Origin of the sequence: Marmoricola sp. URHB0036 (genome assembly GCF_000426045.1) — a bacterium.
Taxonomy (GTDB): Bacteria; Actinomycetota; Actinomycetes; order Propionibacteriales; family Nocardioidaceae; genus Marmoricola.
The window spans coordinates 168,892-184,694 of sequence record NZ_AUEP01000007.1 but is presented as its reverse complement, the minus strand read 5'-3'; the positions used below and the strand labels follow the sequence as shown (position 1 = coordinate 184,694).

The 15,803-nt window shown below is 69.7% G+C and carries 13 protein-coding genes; 5 read left to right on the top strand and 8 right to left on the bottom strand.

The features are described from left to right. Position 1: 1 nt before the first annotated feature. A complete protein-coding gene (gene pdxY / locus H976_RS0109160) occupies positions 2-853 on the bottom strand; it encodes a pyridoxal kinase PdxY (protein ID WP_027861289.1) in 852 nt (283 codons plus the stop codon). Positions 854-965: 112 nt separating this feature from the next. On the opposite strand from pdxY, the gene H976_RS0109155 reads away from it, so the two are divergent. Both H976_RS0109155 and H976_RS0109150 read left to right on the top strand, forming a co-directional pair. Next, positions 966-2,591 carry a GMC family oxidoreductase gene (locus H976_RS0109155; RefSeq protein ID WP_027861288.1) on the top strand — a complete coding sequence of 542 codons (1,626 nt, stop codon included), beginning with the start codon at positions 966-968 and terminating at the stop codon, positions 2,589-2,591. A gap of 14 nt (positions 2,592-2,605) precedes the next feature. Continuing rightward, complete coding sequence (locus H976_RS0109150; RefSeq protein ID WP_036225483.1) at positions 2,606-4,168, top strand: succinic semialdehyde dehydrogenase; 1,563 nt, start codon at positions 2,606-2,608, stop codon at positions 4,166-4,168. A 116-nt stretch (positions 4,169-4,284) separates the two neighbouring features. On the opposite strand, the gene H976_RS0109145 is transcribed toward H976_RS0109150, so the two are convergent. The 4 genes from H976_RS0109145 to H976_RS25430 are packed head-to-tail and all read right to left on the bottom strand — an operon-like array spanning position 4,285 to position 8,610. Then, positions 4,285-5,067, bottom strand: coding sequence for a dioxygenase (locus H976_RS0109145; protein WP_027861286.1), 783 nt, complete (start codon positions 5,065-5,067; stop codon positions 4,285-4,287). Positions 5,068-5,104: 37 nt separating this feature from the next. Beyond that, on the bottom strand, positions 5,105-5,797 hold the full coding sequence (locus tag H976_RS0109140) for a uracil-DNA glycosylase (protein WP_027861285.1): 693 nt from the start codon (positions 5,795-5,797) through the stop codon (positions 5,105-5,107). Positions 5,798-5,818: 21 nt separating this feature from the next. Beyond that, a complete protein-coding gene (locus H976_RS0109135) occupies positions 5,819-7,261 on the bottom strand; it encodes an aminotransferase class V-fold PLP-dependent enzyme (RefSeq protein ID WP_027861284.1) in 1,443 nt (480 codons plus the stop codon). After that, positions 7,258-8,610, bottom strand: a complete 1,353-nt coding sequence (locus tag H976_RS25430; RefSeq protein ID WP_036225481.1) for an MFS transporter — start codon at positions 8,608-8,610, stop codon at positions 7,258-7,260. The genes H976_RS0109135 and H976_RS25430 overlap by 4 nt, the downstream gene beginning before the upstream one ends. A 210-nt stretch (positions 8,611-8,820) precedes the next feature. Between H976_RS25430 and H976_RS0109125 the strand changes: the two genes are divergently transcribed. Beyond that, the gene (locus tag H976_RS0109125) at positions 8,821-9,657 is read left to right on the top strand and encodes a DUF4239 domain-containing protein (protein WP_027861283.1); all 837 of its coding nucleotides are present in this window, start codon (positions 8,821-8,823) and stop codon (positions 9,655-9,657) included. Between the two features lie 5 nt (positions 9,658-9,662). Next, complete coding sequence (locus tag H976_RS25425; RefSeq protein WP_051276545.1) at positions 9,663-10,445, top strand: DUF4239 domain-containing protein; 783 nt, start codon at positions 9,663-9,665, stop codon at positions 10,443-10,445. A gap of 24 nt (positions 10,446-10,469) precedes the next feature. Here the strand turns inward: H976_RS25425 and H976_RS0109115 are convergent, their stop codons facing one another. Beyond that, positions 10,470-11,372 carry an SGNH/GDSL hydrolase family protein gene (locus tag H976_RS0109115; protein ID WP_027861282.1) on the bottom strand — a complete coding sequence of 301 codons (903 nt, stop codon included), beginning with the start codon at positions 11,370-11,372 and terminating at the stop codon, positions 10,470-10,472. After that, positions 11,369-12,628 carry an alpha/beta fold hydrolase gene (locus H976_RS25420; protein WP_081682785.1) on the bottom strand — a complete coding sequence of 420 codons (1,260 nt, stop codon included), beginning with the start codon at positions 12,626-12,628 and terminating at the stop codon, positions 11,369-11,371. Before H976_RS25420 ends, H976_RS0109115 begins: the two co-directional genes overlap by 4 nt. A 96-nt stretch (positions 12,629-12,724) precedes the next feature. On the opposite strand from H976_RS25420, the gene H976_RS25415 reads away from it, so the two are divergent. Next, a complete protein-coding gene (locus tag H976_RS25415; RefSeq protein WP_081682784.1) occupies positions 12,725-14,329 on the top strand; it encodes an FMN-binding glutamate synthase family protein in 1,605 nt (534 codons plus the stop codon). 21 nt (positions 14,330-14,350) lie between these two features. On the opposite strand, the gene H976_RS0109100 is transcribed toward H976_RS25415, so the two are convergent. After that, positions 14,351-15,802 carry a trehalose-6-phosphate synthase gene (locus H976_RS0109100; RefSeq protein WP_255337294.1) on the bottom strand — a complete coding sequence of 484 codons (1,452 nt, stop codon included), beginning with the start codon at positions 15,800-15,802 and terminating at the stop codon, positions 14,351-14,353. Position 15,803: the final 1 nt, after the last annotated feature.

Below are 15,803 nucleotides of genomic sequence, written 5' to 3'. Positions count from 1 at the left end.
CTCACCGCAGCCGGGTCGGCTCGAAGCGGGCCGGCGGCTCGGCGATCACGTCCTGGGCCGCGACGAGCTGGATCTCGCGGGTGCCGGCCTCGATGGTCTTCTCGAGGATCCCGAAGACGGTCGAGCTGACGCGCTGCAGGGCGGTCTCGGCGGAGCCGGTGCGCAGCAAGTGGGCCAGGAAGACCGCGGCCGTCACGTCGCCACAGCCGTTGGGCGTGATCGGCAGCAGCGGCGTGCGGCTCGACCAGGCGCCCTCGTCGGAGACCGCGACCACGTCGACCGAGCCGTCCGGGGTCTCGTCGGTGAGCACGCTGGTGACCAGCACGGTCCGAGGTCCGGTGGCGCGTACGGCGTCGACGGCGTCGAGCAGCTCGGCCACGGTGCTCGTCTCGCGGCCGGAGAGGAAGTCGAGCTCGAAGTGGTTGGGGGTGATCACGTCGGCGGCCGGTACGACGCGGTCCCGCATGAACTCGGGGATCCCCGGCCGGACGAACATGCCTCGCCCGACGTCGCCCATCACCGGGTCGCAGCAGTAGATCGCCGCCGGGTTGAGCTCCTTGACCCGGGCCACGGTGTCGAGGACCACCTGGCCGACCTCCTCGGCGCCCTGGTAGCCGCTGAGCACCGCGGCCACGCGGGCGAGGGCCCCCCGCTCCTCGACACCCTGGATGACGGCGCGCAGGTCGTCGGCGGAGAGCAGCGGTCCGCGCCACTCGCCGTACCCGGTGTGGTTGGAGAAGTGCACCGTGTTCACGGGCCAGGCCTCGATGCCGAGGCGCTGGAGCGGGAAGACGGCGGCGCTGTTGCCGACGTGGCCGAAGGCGACCGAGGACTGGATCGAGAGCAGCTCCATGGCTCCCATCCTCGCGCCTCGACCATCTGGTCGGCCAAACTAGAACAGGTTATAGTTGTGGCGCGCGGCACACGTCCGCGGTGTGCCCAGACGCTTTGACGACGAGGTGAGCATGGCCAAGCAGGCGCCGTACTTGAACGAGGCCGACTACGTGGTGGTCGGGTCCGGCAGCTCGGGCGCCGCGGTCGCGGGCCGTCTGGCCCAGACGGGTGCGAGCGTGATCGTGCTCGAGGCGGGCAAGAGCGACGAGCAGTTCCTGGTCAAGAAGCCGGGGATGATCGGCCCGATGCACGCCGAGCCGAAGATCAAGGCGCGCGTCGACTGGGGCTACTACTCCACCCCGCAGGAGCACCTCCTCAACCGCCGGATGCCGGTGCCGCGCGGCAAGGTCGTCGGCGGCTCGAGCTCGATCAACGGGATGGTCTACGTCCGCGGCAACCGCGCCAACTACGACTCGTGGGCGGCCGAGGGCAACACCGGCTGGGACGCCGACTCGGTCAACGCGGCCTACAAGCGGATGGAGGACTTCGAGGACGGCGCCAACGACTACCGCGGCGCCGGCGGTCCGATCAAGATTGGCCGCAACAAGATGCCCCAGGAGGGGACCCTCCAGTTCATCCAGGCCACCTCCGACGCGCTGGGCGTGAAGGTGCTCGACGACTACAACGCCGAGCAGCAGGAGGGCATCGCCCGGATGCAGCAGAACACTGCTGACGGCCTGCGCTACAGCGCCTCGCGCGGCTACATCCACAACCTCGACGTGCCCTCGCTGCAGCTGCAGTCGGAGGTGCTGGTCACCAAGATCGTCATCGAGAACGGCGTCGCGGTGGGCGTCGCGGTCGTCGACAAGGACGGCACGACCCGCATCGTGCGGGCCGGCAAGGAGGTCATCCTCTCGGCCGGCTTCGTTGGGTCTCCCCAGCTGCTGATGCTGTCGGGCATCGGCCACGCCGACCACTTGACCGAGAACGGCATCACCACGATCGCCGACCTCCCGGTGGGCGACAACCTGCACGACCACATGTTCCACGCCCTGACCTTCCACGTGACGAGCTCGACGATGCGCGGCAACGCGTGGTTCTTCGCCAAGGGCGTGGCCAAGGAGCTGCTCCGGCCGGGCAAGACGTTCCTCGCCAACTCGGTCTTCGAGTCGGTCGGCTTCGTGCGTACGTCGCAGGCGACCGACGTACCCGACCTCCAGCTGCACCTGCTGCCGTGGTCCTACGTCTCGCCCAACCAGGACGAGCCGATCCGTCACGACGTCGACCCGCGCCCGGCGCTGACCGTGCTGGCGACGCTGATCTACCCGAAGAGCCGCGGCACGCTGCGCCTGGCGTCTGGTGACCCGATGGACGCGCCCCTAATCGACTACCGCTATCTCTCCGACCCGGCCGACCTCGAGGTGCTCGCCGAGGGTTCCGAGATGGTCCGCGAGATCATGGGAGGCGCGGCGTTCGGCGGGACCGTCAAGGACGAGATCCACCCCGGCAAGCAGCACACCGGCCAGGACCTGCGCCGCGAGATCCTCAACCGCGCCACGTCGGTCTACCACGGTGTCGGCACCTGCCGGATGGGCGTCGACGACAGGGCCGTGGTCGGACCGGACCTCAAGGTCAGGGGCGTCGACCGGCTCCGCGTGGTCGACGCCTCGATCATGCCGTCGATCACCGGCGGCAACACCAATGCGCCCGCGATCATGATCGGCGAGAAGGCCGCCGACCTGATCCTCAACGGCTGAGCACAGGAGTCCAGATGAGCACCTTGACCCGCCCCGCCACCCTCACCGACGAGCTGCTCGACCGGATCACCGCCCGGGTCGTCTCGACCGGTGGCGGCGTCTGGAAGCTGACCGAGGTCTACACCGGCGAGGTGATCACCACCCTCCCGCAGTCGAGCCCGGCCGACATCGAGACCGCCTTCGAGCGAGCGCGTGCGGCGCAGAAGGACTGGTCGCAGTGGCCGGTCAAGAAGCGGCTCCGGGTGTTCAAGAAGTTCCACCAGCTGCTGCTCGAGCACAACACCACGATCGTCGACCTGATCCAGGCCGAGTCGGGCAAGGCCCGGCGGATGGCCTTCGACGAGACCTGCGACCCGGCGATGGTGACCTCGCACTACCTCAAGCGGGCCGCCAAGCTGCTCAAGCCGGTGACCCGCGGTGGGCCGGTGCCGGTCGTCAGCAACTCGACCGAGGTCCGTCAGCCCAAGGGTGTCGTCGCGATCATCGCGCCCTGGAACTTCCCGTTCGCCACCGGCCTCTCCGACGCCATCCCGGCGCTGATGGCCGGCAACGGCGTGGTGCTCAAGCCCGACAACAAGACCGCGCTCTCACCCCTCTACGGCATCTCGCTGCTCTACGAGGCCGGCCTGCCCGAGGGACTGTTCCAGGTGGTGTGCGGCGAGGGTCCCGACGTCGGCCCGACGCTGATCGACAACGCCAACTACGTGATGTTCACCGGGTCGACCGCGACCGGTCGCTTCATCGGCGAGCGGGCCGGCCAGAACCTGATCGGCTGCTGCCTCGAGCTCGGCGGCAAGAACCCGATGATCGTGCTGCCCGACGCCAACCTCGACGAGGTCGTGACGGGCGCCCTGTTCGGCGGGTTCGGCAACACCGGACAGATCTGCATGCACATCGAGCGGATGTACATCCACGACTCGATCTACGACGACTTCAAGAACCGCTTCGTCGCTGCCACCAAGGCGCTCCGGCTCGGTGCGTCGTACGACTATGAGCCGGAGGTCGGCTCGCTGGTCTCGGTCGACCAGAAGGACCGGGTCGCCTCGCACGTCGCCGACGCTGTGGAGAAGGGCGCCACGGTGCTGGTCGGCGGGCGCGAGCGGCCCGACCTCGGCCCGGCGTTCTACGAGCCGACCATCCTCGAGGGCGTCACCAAGGACATGCTCGCCGGCGAGTGCGAGACGTTCGGGCCGGTGGTCGCGCTGCACCGCTACTCCACGATCGACGAGGCGGTCGCCCTGGCCAACGACACCGACTACGGCCTGAACGCCAGCGTCTGGGGCGGTGACCTCAAGAAGGCGACCGACGTGGCCCGCCGGATCGAGGCCGGCAACGTCAACGTCAACGACATCCTCGCGACGGCGTACGCCGCCAAGGGCTCGCCCTCCGGTGGCGTCAAGCAGTCCGGCGTCGGCGCCCGGCACGGCGACCAGGGCCTGCTCAAGTACACCGACGGCATCAACCTCGCCGTACTCAAGAAGCAGGTCCTCAACGCCCCCGCCGACGAGCCCTTCGAGAAGCACGTCGACCAGACCCTCAAGGGGTTGGCGATGATGCGGAAGCTCGGGATTCGGTAGGTACTCGCCGCACGGTTGCCGTTTGGCCGGGCGCCCGGCCAAACCGTCACTGGAGGGTGGCAATTTCACCCCTCCACTTGAAGTTCAGCCGGGCGCCCGGCCAAACCGCCGATGGGTCACGCCACCCGCAGGCTCCGCTTCGACAGCCCCATCCAGTACCCGTCGAAGAGCTGCTCGCCGGGGGCCTCGGGGTCGCTGGCCGCACCGAGCGTCACGAACAGCGGGGTGTAGTGCTCGACGGTCGGGTGGGCGTAGGGCATGCCCGGCGCCTGGCTCTTGTACGACGCCAGGGCGGCCACGTCGCCGCGGGCCAGGGCATCGGCTGCCCAGAGGTCGAAGTCGACCGACCAACCGGGGGCCTTCGCGTCGATGCGGAACTCGGTCAGGAAGGGCAGCCCGTGGGTCAGGAAGCCCGAGCCGATGATCAGCACGCCCTCGTCGCGCAGCTCGCGCAGCCGGCTGCCCAGGGTGAGCAGCTTGTAGGGGTCCTGCGTCGGCAGGGACATCTGGAGCACGGGGATGTCGGCGTCGGGATACATGATCTTCAGCGGCACCCAGGCGCCGTGGTCGAGCCCGCGCGACGGGTGCTGGTGCACCGGTTCGGTGTCCGGCATCATCGCGGCGACCCGGGCAGCGAGCTCGTTGGCCTCGGGGGTCGCGTAGGTCATCCGGTAGTACCGCTCCTCGAACCCGCCGAAGTCGTAGACCAGTCCCACGCCGGGGCCCGAGGCGGAGAGCATCAGCGGCGCCGACTCCCAGTGGGCGCTCACGATCAGGATCGCCTTCGGGCGGGGGAGGTCGGCCGCGAGCGAGCGCAGCTGGCTGGACCACAGCGGGTCGTCGAGCAGGGGCGGGGCGCCGTGCCCGATGTAGAGGGCGGGCATCCGGGTGTCGGTCATGGGTACCACTTTACTTGAAGCAACAACTATTTTCCAGTCACGGGAGGCACCAGTCGACCGGCGTGCCGCCCTGCTCCTCGAGCATCCGGTTGACCCGGCTGAACGGTCGTGACCCGAAGAAGCCGCGGTGCGCGGACAGCGGGCTGGGGTGCACCGACTCGATCCAGGGGATCGGCGTCAGCTCGGACTTGAGCGACTGGGCGTCGCGCCCCCAGAGGATCGCGGTGAGCGGCACACCCTCCTTGACGCGCAGCGCGAGCGTGCGGATGGCCTGGTCGGTGACCAGCTCCCAGCCCCGCCCGCGGTGCGACGCGGGTCTCCCGGGAGCGACGGTGAGGCAGCGGTTGAGCATCATCACCCCGGCGTCGGCCCACGGGGTGAGGTCACCACTCGTCGGACGGGGTGCGCCGAGATCGTCGACCAGCTCGGTGAAGATGTTCACCAGGCTCTTCGGTGGCGCCACCCCGGGCGCGACCGAGAAGCTCAGTCCCACCGGATGTCCGGGCGTGGGGTAGGGGTCCTGTCCGACGACCAGCACCTTGACCTCGCTCAGGGGGCGACTGAACGCCCGCAGCACGTGGTCACCGTGCGGGAGGTACCCGCGACCGGCCGCGATCTCCTCGCGCAGGAACTGCCCCATCAGGCTGATCTGCTCGTCGACCGGAGCCAGTGCCTCCGCCCAGTCGGGAGCGACCAGCCCCTTCTCCACGAGTCCGGCGAGCGCGCCCATGCGCCCACCCTAGGGCGCGCCTCACCTGGCTGGTCGCTGCAGCCGATCCAGGAACGCCGACAGCAGCGCCTCGCGCAGGTCCGGGGCGGCGAGGTCGAGCAGCGCGTTGATCTCCGCCATCGACTCCGGAAGTCCGGCTCCCGGGCTGCCGTCGTCGCCTCCTGCCATGCCCACTGCCGCCAGCAGCCCGTCGAAGTCGTCGTCGCTCAGGGTGGCGGCGTCGAGTGCCTGCACGAACTCCACGATGCCGGGGTCGATGGCGATCGGGCCCTGCGCCGCCGCGTCACGTACGGCGGCGCCCAGCGCCTCGAGGAACTCCTCGACGTGGTCGGCGGTCGCGGCGCTCAGCGACAGGTGGATGGTCGGCCGGCCGCCCTCGAAGGAGAGCTGGGGCTGCACGTACCAGCCGGCCCGCGTCATCGCGTCGGTGATCGTGAAGACGTCGCAGCTGTCGTCGGTGGCGAACGCGACCAGCGTCGACTCAGGACGTACGACGACCCGCAGCCCGTCGATCCGACCGATCCCCTCGACCAGCCGGTCGACGCCGTCGAGCACCTTCTCGGTGAGCGCGAGGTAACCGTCGTCGCCGATCGTGTTCACCACGGCCCATGCGCCTGCCAGGGGTCCTCCCGACTTCGTCGACTGCATCGTCGGGTTGAGCATCGTGTAGCCCGGCCACTGGGCGCTCGCGAAGAACTGCGGCCGTCGCAGCGCGGGTGTGCGGTGCAGCAGGATCGAGGTGCCCTTGGGGGCGTAGGCGTACTTGTGCAGGTCCACCGAGATGCTGGTGACGCCTTCCACGGCGAAGGTCCAGGGCCTGACGGGGCGACCGAGCCGGGCGGAGTACGGCAGCACCCAGCCACCGATGCACGCGTCGACGTGGCAGCGGACGCCACGCGCGGCGGCCGCAGCGGCGATCTCGGTCACGGGGTCGACCACCCCGTGGGCGTACGACGGTGCGCTGGCCACCACGAGCACGGTCTGCTCGTCGATGGCGGCCGCCATGGCCTCGGGCCGGGCCCGGAACTCCTCGTCGACGCCGACCATGACCGGCTCGACCCCGAAGTAGTGCGCCGCCTTGTGGAAGGCAGCGTGCGCCGTCACCGGCAGCACCATCCGCGGGTGCTCGACGTCGGGTCGGGAGTCGCGAGCACCCTGCACGGCGAGCAGCACCGACTCGGTGCCGCCGCTGGTCACGGTGCCCACGGTCGTGGCCGGACCGTCGAGCAGCGAGGCAGCGAAGCCGACCAGCTCGTTCTCCATCGTCAGCAGGCTCGGGAACGCGGTCGGGTCGAGCCCGTTGGAGCCGGCGTACGCCGCCACCGCCTCGCGCCCCACCCGGTCGGCCTCCTCGAGCCCGGAGTCGTAGACGTAGGCCAGGGTGCGACCACCGGTGACCGGCACGTCGCCGGCCTGGAGCTCCTTCAACCGGGCGAGGACATCGCTCTTCGTGGGCTGAGTCATGCGGTGACTCCTTCGATCTCGCGGACGGTCTCGGCATCGAGCCGATAGCGCGACAGGAACGCCAGGCTCGCCACGATCAACACCGCCGGCAGCAGCGAGAAACCGAGCACGATGGCGGTCAGCGCGGAGTCCGGCTGGGACGCCGCGTGGGCCGCGAAGTCGTCGAGGTCGGTCCCCGAGTGGTAGCTGCCGAGGGCGAGCACGAGCGCATAGATCCCCGGTCCGAGGGCGAGGCCGAGGGTCTCGCCGGCGGTCCAGACACCGGTGTAGACGCCCGCCCTGTTCTCCCCGGTACGACGGGCGTCGACTGCCGCCGCGTCGGGCAGCATCGCCATCGGGAAGACCTGGATCCCGGCGTACCCGAGCCCGACGAGCGCGGTGGCGGCGTACACCCACCAGCTGGGCGCCGACCGCGACCAGATCAGCAGCACGGCAGCGGTGGCGAGCACGAGCGAGGAGGCGACGTACCCCTTCTTCTTGCCGATCCGCTGGCCGAGCGCGCTCCACGCAGGCGTCAGCAGCAGCGCCGGCCCGACGAAGCAGACGAAGAGGATGGTGGCCGCTCCCTTGTCGACCAGCACCCACCGCGAGACGTAGGCGACGCCGGCCAGCATCGCGCCCGTCGCGAGCGCCTGCATCACGAAGGTGCTGAGCAGCAGCCGGAAGTCGCGGGCTCCTGCCACGATGCGCAGCTGCTCGCGCAGGGTGCCGGCACCCGGCGCCACCCTGCCGATCGGTGCCGACCGGGTGCCGACGTAGGCCCCGACCACGCCGATCACCAGCAGCACCGAGATGACGACGCCCATCACCCGGTAGCCGGCCCGGCCACCGAGCGCGTCGCGGATCGCGGGTGCGCTCGCGCCGCTGATCATGATGGCGAGGGCGAGGATCGCCACCCGCCAGGTCATCAGCCGCGTGCGCTCGTCGTAGGAGTCGGTGATCTCGGCCGGCATGGCGACGTAGGGCACCTGGAAGAAGGCGTACGCCGTCGCGCACGCCACGAACATCACCAGCACCCACACCGCGTCGACGGCCTTCGAGCCGAGGTCGGGTGCCGCGAACAGCAGCGCGAAGAACACCGCGAGCGTGAGCCCACCCTTCAACAGGAAGGGCCGCCTCGGGCCACGCGGGTCGGTCGACCGGTCACTGATCCGTCCGGCGACCGGGTTGAGCACCACGTCCCACGCCTTCGGCAGGAACACGATGAACCCGGCGAGCACGGCAGCGATGCCGAGGGTGTCGGTCAGGTAGGGCAGGAGCATCAGCCCCGGGACGGTGCCGAAGGTGCCGGTCGCGACCGAACCGAGGCCGTAGCCGGCGCGGACGCGCATGGGCAGGGGCTGGGACATGCGCTGAATGTAGTGGGTTGGACGGCTGTGCTCGGCCTGCGGAGCGGGCCGCACGCACGCCCGGGACGGTTCACCCCTCCCGGGGGAGGTAGCGCCGATCTGTGCCTGCGACCGTCGGGTGGCCGCAGGCGCCGATCGCGGCTTGGAGCCGACCATGACGAGCAGGGACAGAGTCGAGTCGTTCGACCCAGAACGACGCCGCCTCGCCGGATGAACCTGTTCCTGGACGTCCTCATCGTCATCGGCGTGTCCGCGGTGGCAATCACGGCCATGTTGGTGGTGCGACGCCGCGCACCCGAAGGCAGCTTCTTCAACGACGGCGACCGCGCGGCAGGCGTGTTCGGTGTGCTGGCCACCGGGTTCGCCGTACTCGGCGGATTCGTGGTGTTCCTGGCGTTCGACAGCTATGACGCGGCGAGGTCGGGTGCGGAGGACGAAGCGCTGATCGTCTCGCAGCAGGTGGAGACCGCTCAGTTCTTCCCCGCGCCCGCGGACCGCGAGCTCACCGGTCAGCTGGTCTGCTACGCCCGATCGGTGGTCGGCGTGCAATGGGACCGGATGGAGAACGGCACGCTGGGTGAGGACCTCAACCCCTGGGCAGGGCAGATGTTCCGCACGTTGCAGACCGTCGAACCGCGGACGCCCACCGAGCAGTCGGCGTACGACACGTGGATGAGCCAACGGCAGGCTCGGGAGGCGGCGCGCAACGACCGCGTGCACGGAGCGGTGGGCGTGATCCCTGCGCCCCTGTGGGTGGTGTTGATCTTCACGTCCGGCCTCATCTTCGTGTACATGCTGTTCTTCGCCGACAGTGGAGAAAGAGCCGTGGTCCAGGCAATGCTGATGGGCACGGTGGTCTCGGTCGTCACCTCGATGCTGCTGCTGCTCGGCCTGCTGAACAACCCGTTCCACGACGGCATCGGGGGTCTTCGCCCGGTGGCCATGGAGCGAGCCTTGCAGGTGGTCCAACAGGAGATGCAGATCGCGCACGCTGATGCCGTGCCCCCCTGCGATGCCCGCGGTGACGCGAAGCCGGCAGACAGGTGAGCTGGATGAGCTCGTTGCCGGCGGGCGTCCTGGTCGCGGGCTGGCTCGCGCTGGCACTGATCGTCGCCGCAGGCGGGCGACTCGCTGTCCGTGCGCTGGTGCCGGCGAGTGATGCGGAGCACGTGTCGCAGATCGCCGCGCCGCTGATGCCGGCACTCGGGGCCGCGTTCGCGATCTTCGCTGGCCTCACGCTGGCTGGCGAGGCCAGCTACCTGCGCTCGGCGGAGAGCCTGGTGAGTGACGAGGCGTCGGCTGCCTCGCGTCTGGCTTGGGCAGCGACCAGCCAGGGAGTCGACCAGGGATCCATCCACTCGGCCCTCGAGCACTACCTGCAGAAGACGCGCACCCGTGAGTGGGCAGACCAGGACGAGGAAGGTGGTGACGACCCGGCCACCACCCGGGCGATTGCCAGGCTCGAGCAGGTGGTGCGTGCACAGGCGGCCCAACCCGAGCTCGGCAGCCCACCGAGCTCGGAGCTCCTGACCTCCCTGGATGCGGTCACGAGCGCGCGTCGGGCTCGCATCGCGGCCGCCTCGCGACAGGTTCCCGCCCTCTACGTCGGCACCCTGGTGGCGAGTGGCCTGGCGCTCATCGCCAACGCAGGTGCGCTCACCTTCCGGAGTCGCCTGCGAACCTCCGTGCTCGTCGTGGGTCTGGCCATGGTCGTGGGCCTGAGCATGGCGCTGTTGTTCTCCCTCACGGCACCGTGGCGCGGGCCGCTCATCGTGAGTGGGCATCCGCTGGACGCGATCATCCATGACCTCGAGACCGGGTTCTTCGGCCGATAGCCGTCCGGGCTGGTGCCGGACGCTTCAGGAGCCCTCGCCGGTCATCGGCTTCTCGGTGCTCAGCGTGTGCTCGACCAGCCGGGCCAGAGCTGCCTGTCCGGACTCGAGCGGGTGCAGCGCGGCGCCACGGTGACGGCTGCCGACGCGACCCTGCACCCAGGGGTGTCGGGCACACACGTCGTGGCCGATCGAGGCCTGGTAGAAGTCGACGAACTCGACTCCGGCGGCCTTGGCCGAGTCGCGCATCTCGTAGCGCAGCCGGAGGTTGATCGAGCGGAAGGTGGCCCGGTCCTGCGGTCGCATCCGCGGCAGGCGCAGGCAGTCGCCGGTCTGCGGCAGCAGCTTGGGGTAGCTGATCAGCAGCACGCGGGCCTTCGGGGCGCGTTCCTTGACCTGGTCGAGGGTCTGGACGAGCTCCGGGCCCAGGGCATCGACGGTGGCCCGCAGCGAGTCGCGCTCGTCGTACAACGGACAGATCTTGGTCATCTTGCGGCAGGTGGTGGCCAGTTTGGCGTAGAGCCGGCCGTTGTTGGCGCCGATGCCGACGGTGACGAGGTCGGTGTCGGGGGAGAGGGCGGTGAGCTGCGGCGCCACCGACTGGCCGTCGGCGGTGCGCTGGCGGCGGTCGTAGAGGTCGACCGTCTGGGCGCCGGTGCAGGACCTGTCCTGGAGGTCGTCGATGTGCAGGGCCCGCGCCACCAGGTGCGGGTAGTTGTTGCTCGAGCGGTTGCAGCCGTAGGCGACGTCGTTGAGCGGGACGTACGGCGCGGCCGTGAACGAGTCACCCATCGCGACGTAGTGGTGGTACGTCGGGCCCTCCGGGTCCTGGGTGCCGAGCCCACCCAGCAACACGACGAGCACCACCGTGAGCACCGCGGCGACGAGGCGCAGCGCCTGCTCGGGAGTGTGCGGGAGGGACAGCCTCAAGGCTTGCGGGCGAGGTTCCTCGAGGAGGCGGACGCGAACCGGCGCTCGCGGTTGGACCCGATCGCCGAGCGGTCGGGCGCGACCTCCTCAGCCGGCTTCCGGGTGCGGGGCGTCGGCTTCTTCTTGGCCGGCGGCCGCGGTGCCACCGGCTTCTTGGGAGCTTTGCGTGTGGTGCGGGCCGAGCGGTCGTCGGGCGTGGAGTACTGCTCGATCCACTCGTCCATCACCACCCAGGTGGTCCCGCGTGCGGCCCGCCCGGTGAGCATGCCGAGATGTCCCCCAGGGACGATCTCGAAGCGCACCTCGTGGGCGTTGGTCAGCAGCTTGACCATGGCCTTGACGGAGTTCACCGGCGCGATGCCGTCGGTGTTGCCGGCGAAGATCAGCACCGGCACCTTGATGTTGGCGACGTCGATCTCGTGGCCCGACAGGTCGACCTTGCCGCCGAGCAGCTGGTTGTGCTTCAGCATCCGGTGGTAGAGCTGGCCGAAGGACCGCCCGGGGTAGGCGATCATGTTGTCGGTGAACCGGTCGACCGCCTCGATCTGGGCCAGCCACTCGCTGTCGTCGAGGTTCTGCAGGATCGCGATCGGCTTGGTGATCATCTTGGTGCCCGAGCTGAGCTGGAAGGCCCGTCGTACGAGCGGCTTCGGGGCACCGCCCAGCATCCGGTAGAGCTGGGTGACGATGCCGCCGTCGGTCAGCCGCAGGATCGGGCGCAGGGGCGCGACCATCGGCACCTGCTTGACGTCGAACGGCGAGCCGACGACGGTCAGTGAGGCGATCGGCAGGTCCGGTCGGTCGGCGGCCGCGAGCGCGGCGAAGATGCCTCCGAGGCTCCAGCCGATCACGTGCACCGGTCGGTTGCCGGCGTGTTCGCTGACCGTCTTGATGGCCTCCGGGACGACCTCCTCGACCCAGTGCTCCATGCCGAGCCGGCGGTTCTTGAAGGAGATCTCGCCGTACTCGACGAGGTAGGTGGGGCGGCCCTTCTGCACGAAGTGCTCGACGAGCGAGCAGCCGCGGCGCAGGTCGAAGCAGAGTGCCGGCGCGGCGAGAGGGGTGACGAGCAGCACCGGGTCGCCGGTCTCGCGGGTCTTCTTCTGCGGGCGGTAGTGGTAGACCTCGCGCAGGGGGCCGTCGTCGATGAGGGTCCGCGGCATCGGGCGGAGGTCGGCCAGGCCTCCATAGAGCAGCTTGTGAGCCACGTTGCTGGCGGCGGACGCGACCTGGTCCGGCTTGGGGATCAAGTCCATGGGGCGAAAATTACCCTCTCGACCCTCCGGGGGCACATCGTGCGAGTCGAGGTCCGATGCATGGACACGACACCCGGCCAGGAGTAGGCATGCCTCATGAAACTCTCCCGGGTGGTCGGCGGGGTCGGGCTCGCGGTCGGTGCGGTCGCAGCGCGGGACCTGATGCAGAAGCGGCACGCGCTGATGCGCAACTACCCGGTGATCGCCCACGCCCGCTACTGGCTGGAGACCATCGGCCCGGAGCTGCGCCAGTACATCGTCACCGGCAACGACGAGGAACGACCGTTCAGCCGCGACCAGCGGTCCTGGATCTACGCGTCGTCGAAGCAGGAGAACAACTACTCCGGCTTCGGCACCGACAACGACACCGAGCACACTCCGGGCTACGCGATCATCAAGCACCGCACCTTCGCGGCGTCACTGCCCCACGACCACGCGGAGAAGGTCGGCCTGCCGGCCGCCAAGGTCGTCGGCGGCCCCCGGGGCCGGGCGAAGGCGTTCCGTCCCGACTCGCTGATCAACATCTCGGGGATGAGCTTCGGCTCGATGTCGGGCAACGCCATCGCAGCGCTCAACAAGGGTGCGCAGCTGGCCGGCTGCATGCACAACACCGGCGAGGGGGGCCTCTCCCCGCACCACCGCCAGGGCGGCGACATCGTGCTGCAGATCGGTACGGCGTACTTCGGCTGCCGCGACGAGGACGGCAACTTCTCGCTGAGCAAGCTCAAGGAGGTCGTCGACTCGGCGCCGGTCCGTGCGATCGAGGTCAAGCTCTCGCAGGGCGCGAAGCCGGGACTCGGCGGCCTGCTGCCGGCCGCCAAGGTGACCAGGGAGATCAGCGAGATCCGCGGGATCCCGATGGGCCAGGACTGCGCCAGCCCGTCGCGCCACACCGCCTTCAGCGACGTGGACAGCCTGCTCGACTTCGTGGAGCTGGTGGCCACCGAGACCGGACTGCCGGTCGGGATCAAGAGCGCGGTCGGGGAGATGACCTTCTGGCACGAGCTGACCCGGTTGATGGGCAAGGGCGAGCGGGGCGTCGACTTCGTCACCGTCGACGGGGGCGAGGGCGGCACCGGCGCGTCTCCGCCGGTCTTCGCCGACTCGATCGCGCTGCCGTTCCGGATGGGCTTCTCCCGGGTCTACGGCACCTTCGCCGAGGCCGGCCTGACCGACGACGTCGTCTTCATCGGCTCCGGCAAGCTGGGTCTGCCCGACAACGCCGTCGTGGCCTTCGCGCTCGGCGCCGACATGGTCAACGTCGCCCGTGAGGCGATGATGTCGATCGGCTGCATCCAGTCGCAGAAGTGCCACACCGACCGTTGCCCGACCGGGGTGGCGACGCAGGACCCGTGGCTCGCGCACGGCCTCGACCCGGCGTCGAAGGCGGAGCGCTGTGCGCAGTACGTCCGCACCTTCCGCAAGGAGCTGGTCAAGGTCTCCGAAGCGATCGGCGTCGCGCACCCGGGCCTGATCACCCCCGACGACGTGGACATCTTCAGCGGCGACTACGAGGCCCGCTCGCTGCGTGCCGTCTACGGCTACAAGGAGGGCTGGGGCACCCTCGGCACCGCGCTCGCCCAGGAGATCACCGAGCTGATGGCACCCGGAGGCACCCGCGCCGAGACCCGGTCGATCGAGGAGGGCGAGGGCGAGAAGCCGAGTCGCCACGAGTCGATCCGGACCTCGGGGATCACCTGATCGGGGAGCGCCGCCAAGTAGCTATGAGCGCCGTGCCGGCCGGGTGCTCTTCGAGTGCGTCGGCTGTACGGCGGAGAGCGCGTCGAGGAACGCCGAGGCCCAGTGGGAGACGTCGTTCTCCGCGACCGTCTTGCGCATCGCCCGCATCCGGCGCGACAGGTCCTTGGGGTCGGCCCGGTAGGCCTCGAGCATCCGGGCCTTCATGCCGTTGATGTCGTAGGGGTTGACCAGGTAGGCCTGGCGCAGCTCGTTGGAGGCGCCGGCGAACTCCGAGAGCACCAGCGCACCGTCGCTGTCGTAGCGGCAGGCGACGTACTCCTTGGCGACCAGGTTCATCCCGTCGCGGAACGGCGTCACGACCATGATGTCGGCGGCGCGGTAGAGCGCGGCCATCTCCTCGCGCGGGAAGGAGGAGTGCAGGTAGGAGATCGCCGGCCGGCCGATGCGCCCGAGGTCGCCGTTGATCCGGCCGACCAGTCGGTCGATGTCGTCGCGCAGGAGGCGGTACTGGTCGACCCGCTCACGAGACGGCGTCGCGACCTGGACGAACATCGCGTCCTCGACGCTGAACTCGCCGTCGGCGATCAGCTCGCTGAAGGCACGCAGCCGTGCGTAGATGCCCTTGGTGTAGTCGAGCCGGTCGATGCCGAGGAACAGCTTGGTCGGGTTGCCGAGGTCGCGCCTGATCTCCTCGGCGCGGGCTGTGACACCTTCCGACCGAGCCAGCTCCTCGAAGCCGGCGAAATCAATGGAGATCGGGAAGGCACGGGCCTGCACGACGCGGCCGTCCGGGAGGTAGACCGCGTCGCGGTGGGTCTTGTGCCCGACCCGCTGCCGGACGAGACGGACGAAGTTCTGTGCCGCGCCGGAGAGCTGGAACCCGACCAGGTCGGCCCCGAGCAGGCCCTCGAGGATCTGGCGCCGCCACGGCAGCTGGGAGAACAGCTCGGCCGGCGGGAACGGGATGTGCAGGTAGAAGCCGATGCGGAGGTCGGGACGCAGCTCGCGCAGCATCGCCGGGACGAGCTGGAGCTGGTAGTCCTGCACCCAGACGATCGCGTCCTTGGCGGCGAACTTCGCGGCGGCGTCCGCGAACCGCTGGTTGACGGTCACGTAGGACTCCCACCACTCGCGGTGGAAGGACGGCTTGGCGACGAGGTCGTGGTACAGCGGCCACAGGGTGGCGTTGGAGAAGCCCTCGTAGAACTCGTTGTGCTCCTGCTCGGACATGGTGACCGGGACCAGGGTCAGGCCGTCGTCCTCGAAGGGCTCGATGTCGGAGCCGGTGTCGCCGGGCCAGCCGATCCAGGCGCCGTTGTTGGCCCGCATCACCGGCTCGAGGGCGGAGACGAGACCACCGGGGGAGCGCCGCCAGGTGACTTCGCCGTCGTCGTCCACCACCCGGTCGACGGGCATGCGGTTGGCGACGACGACCAGGTCGGAGGTGCTGCGTTTCCGAGAGCTTCGACTCACG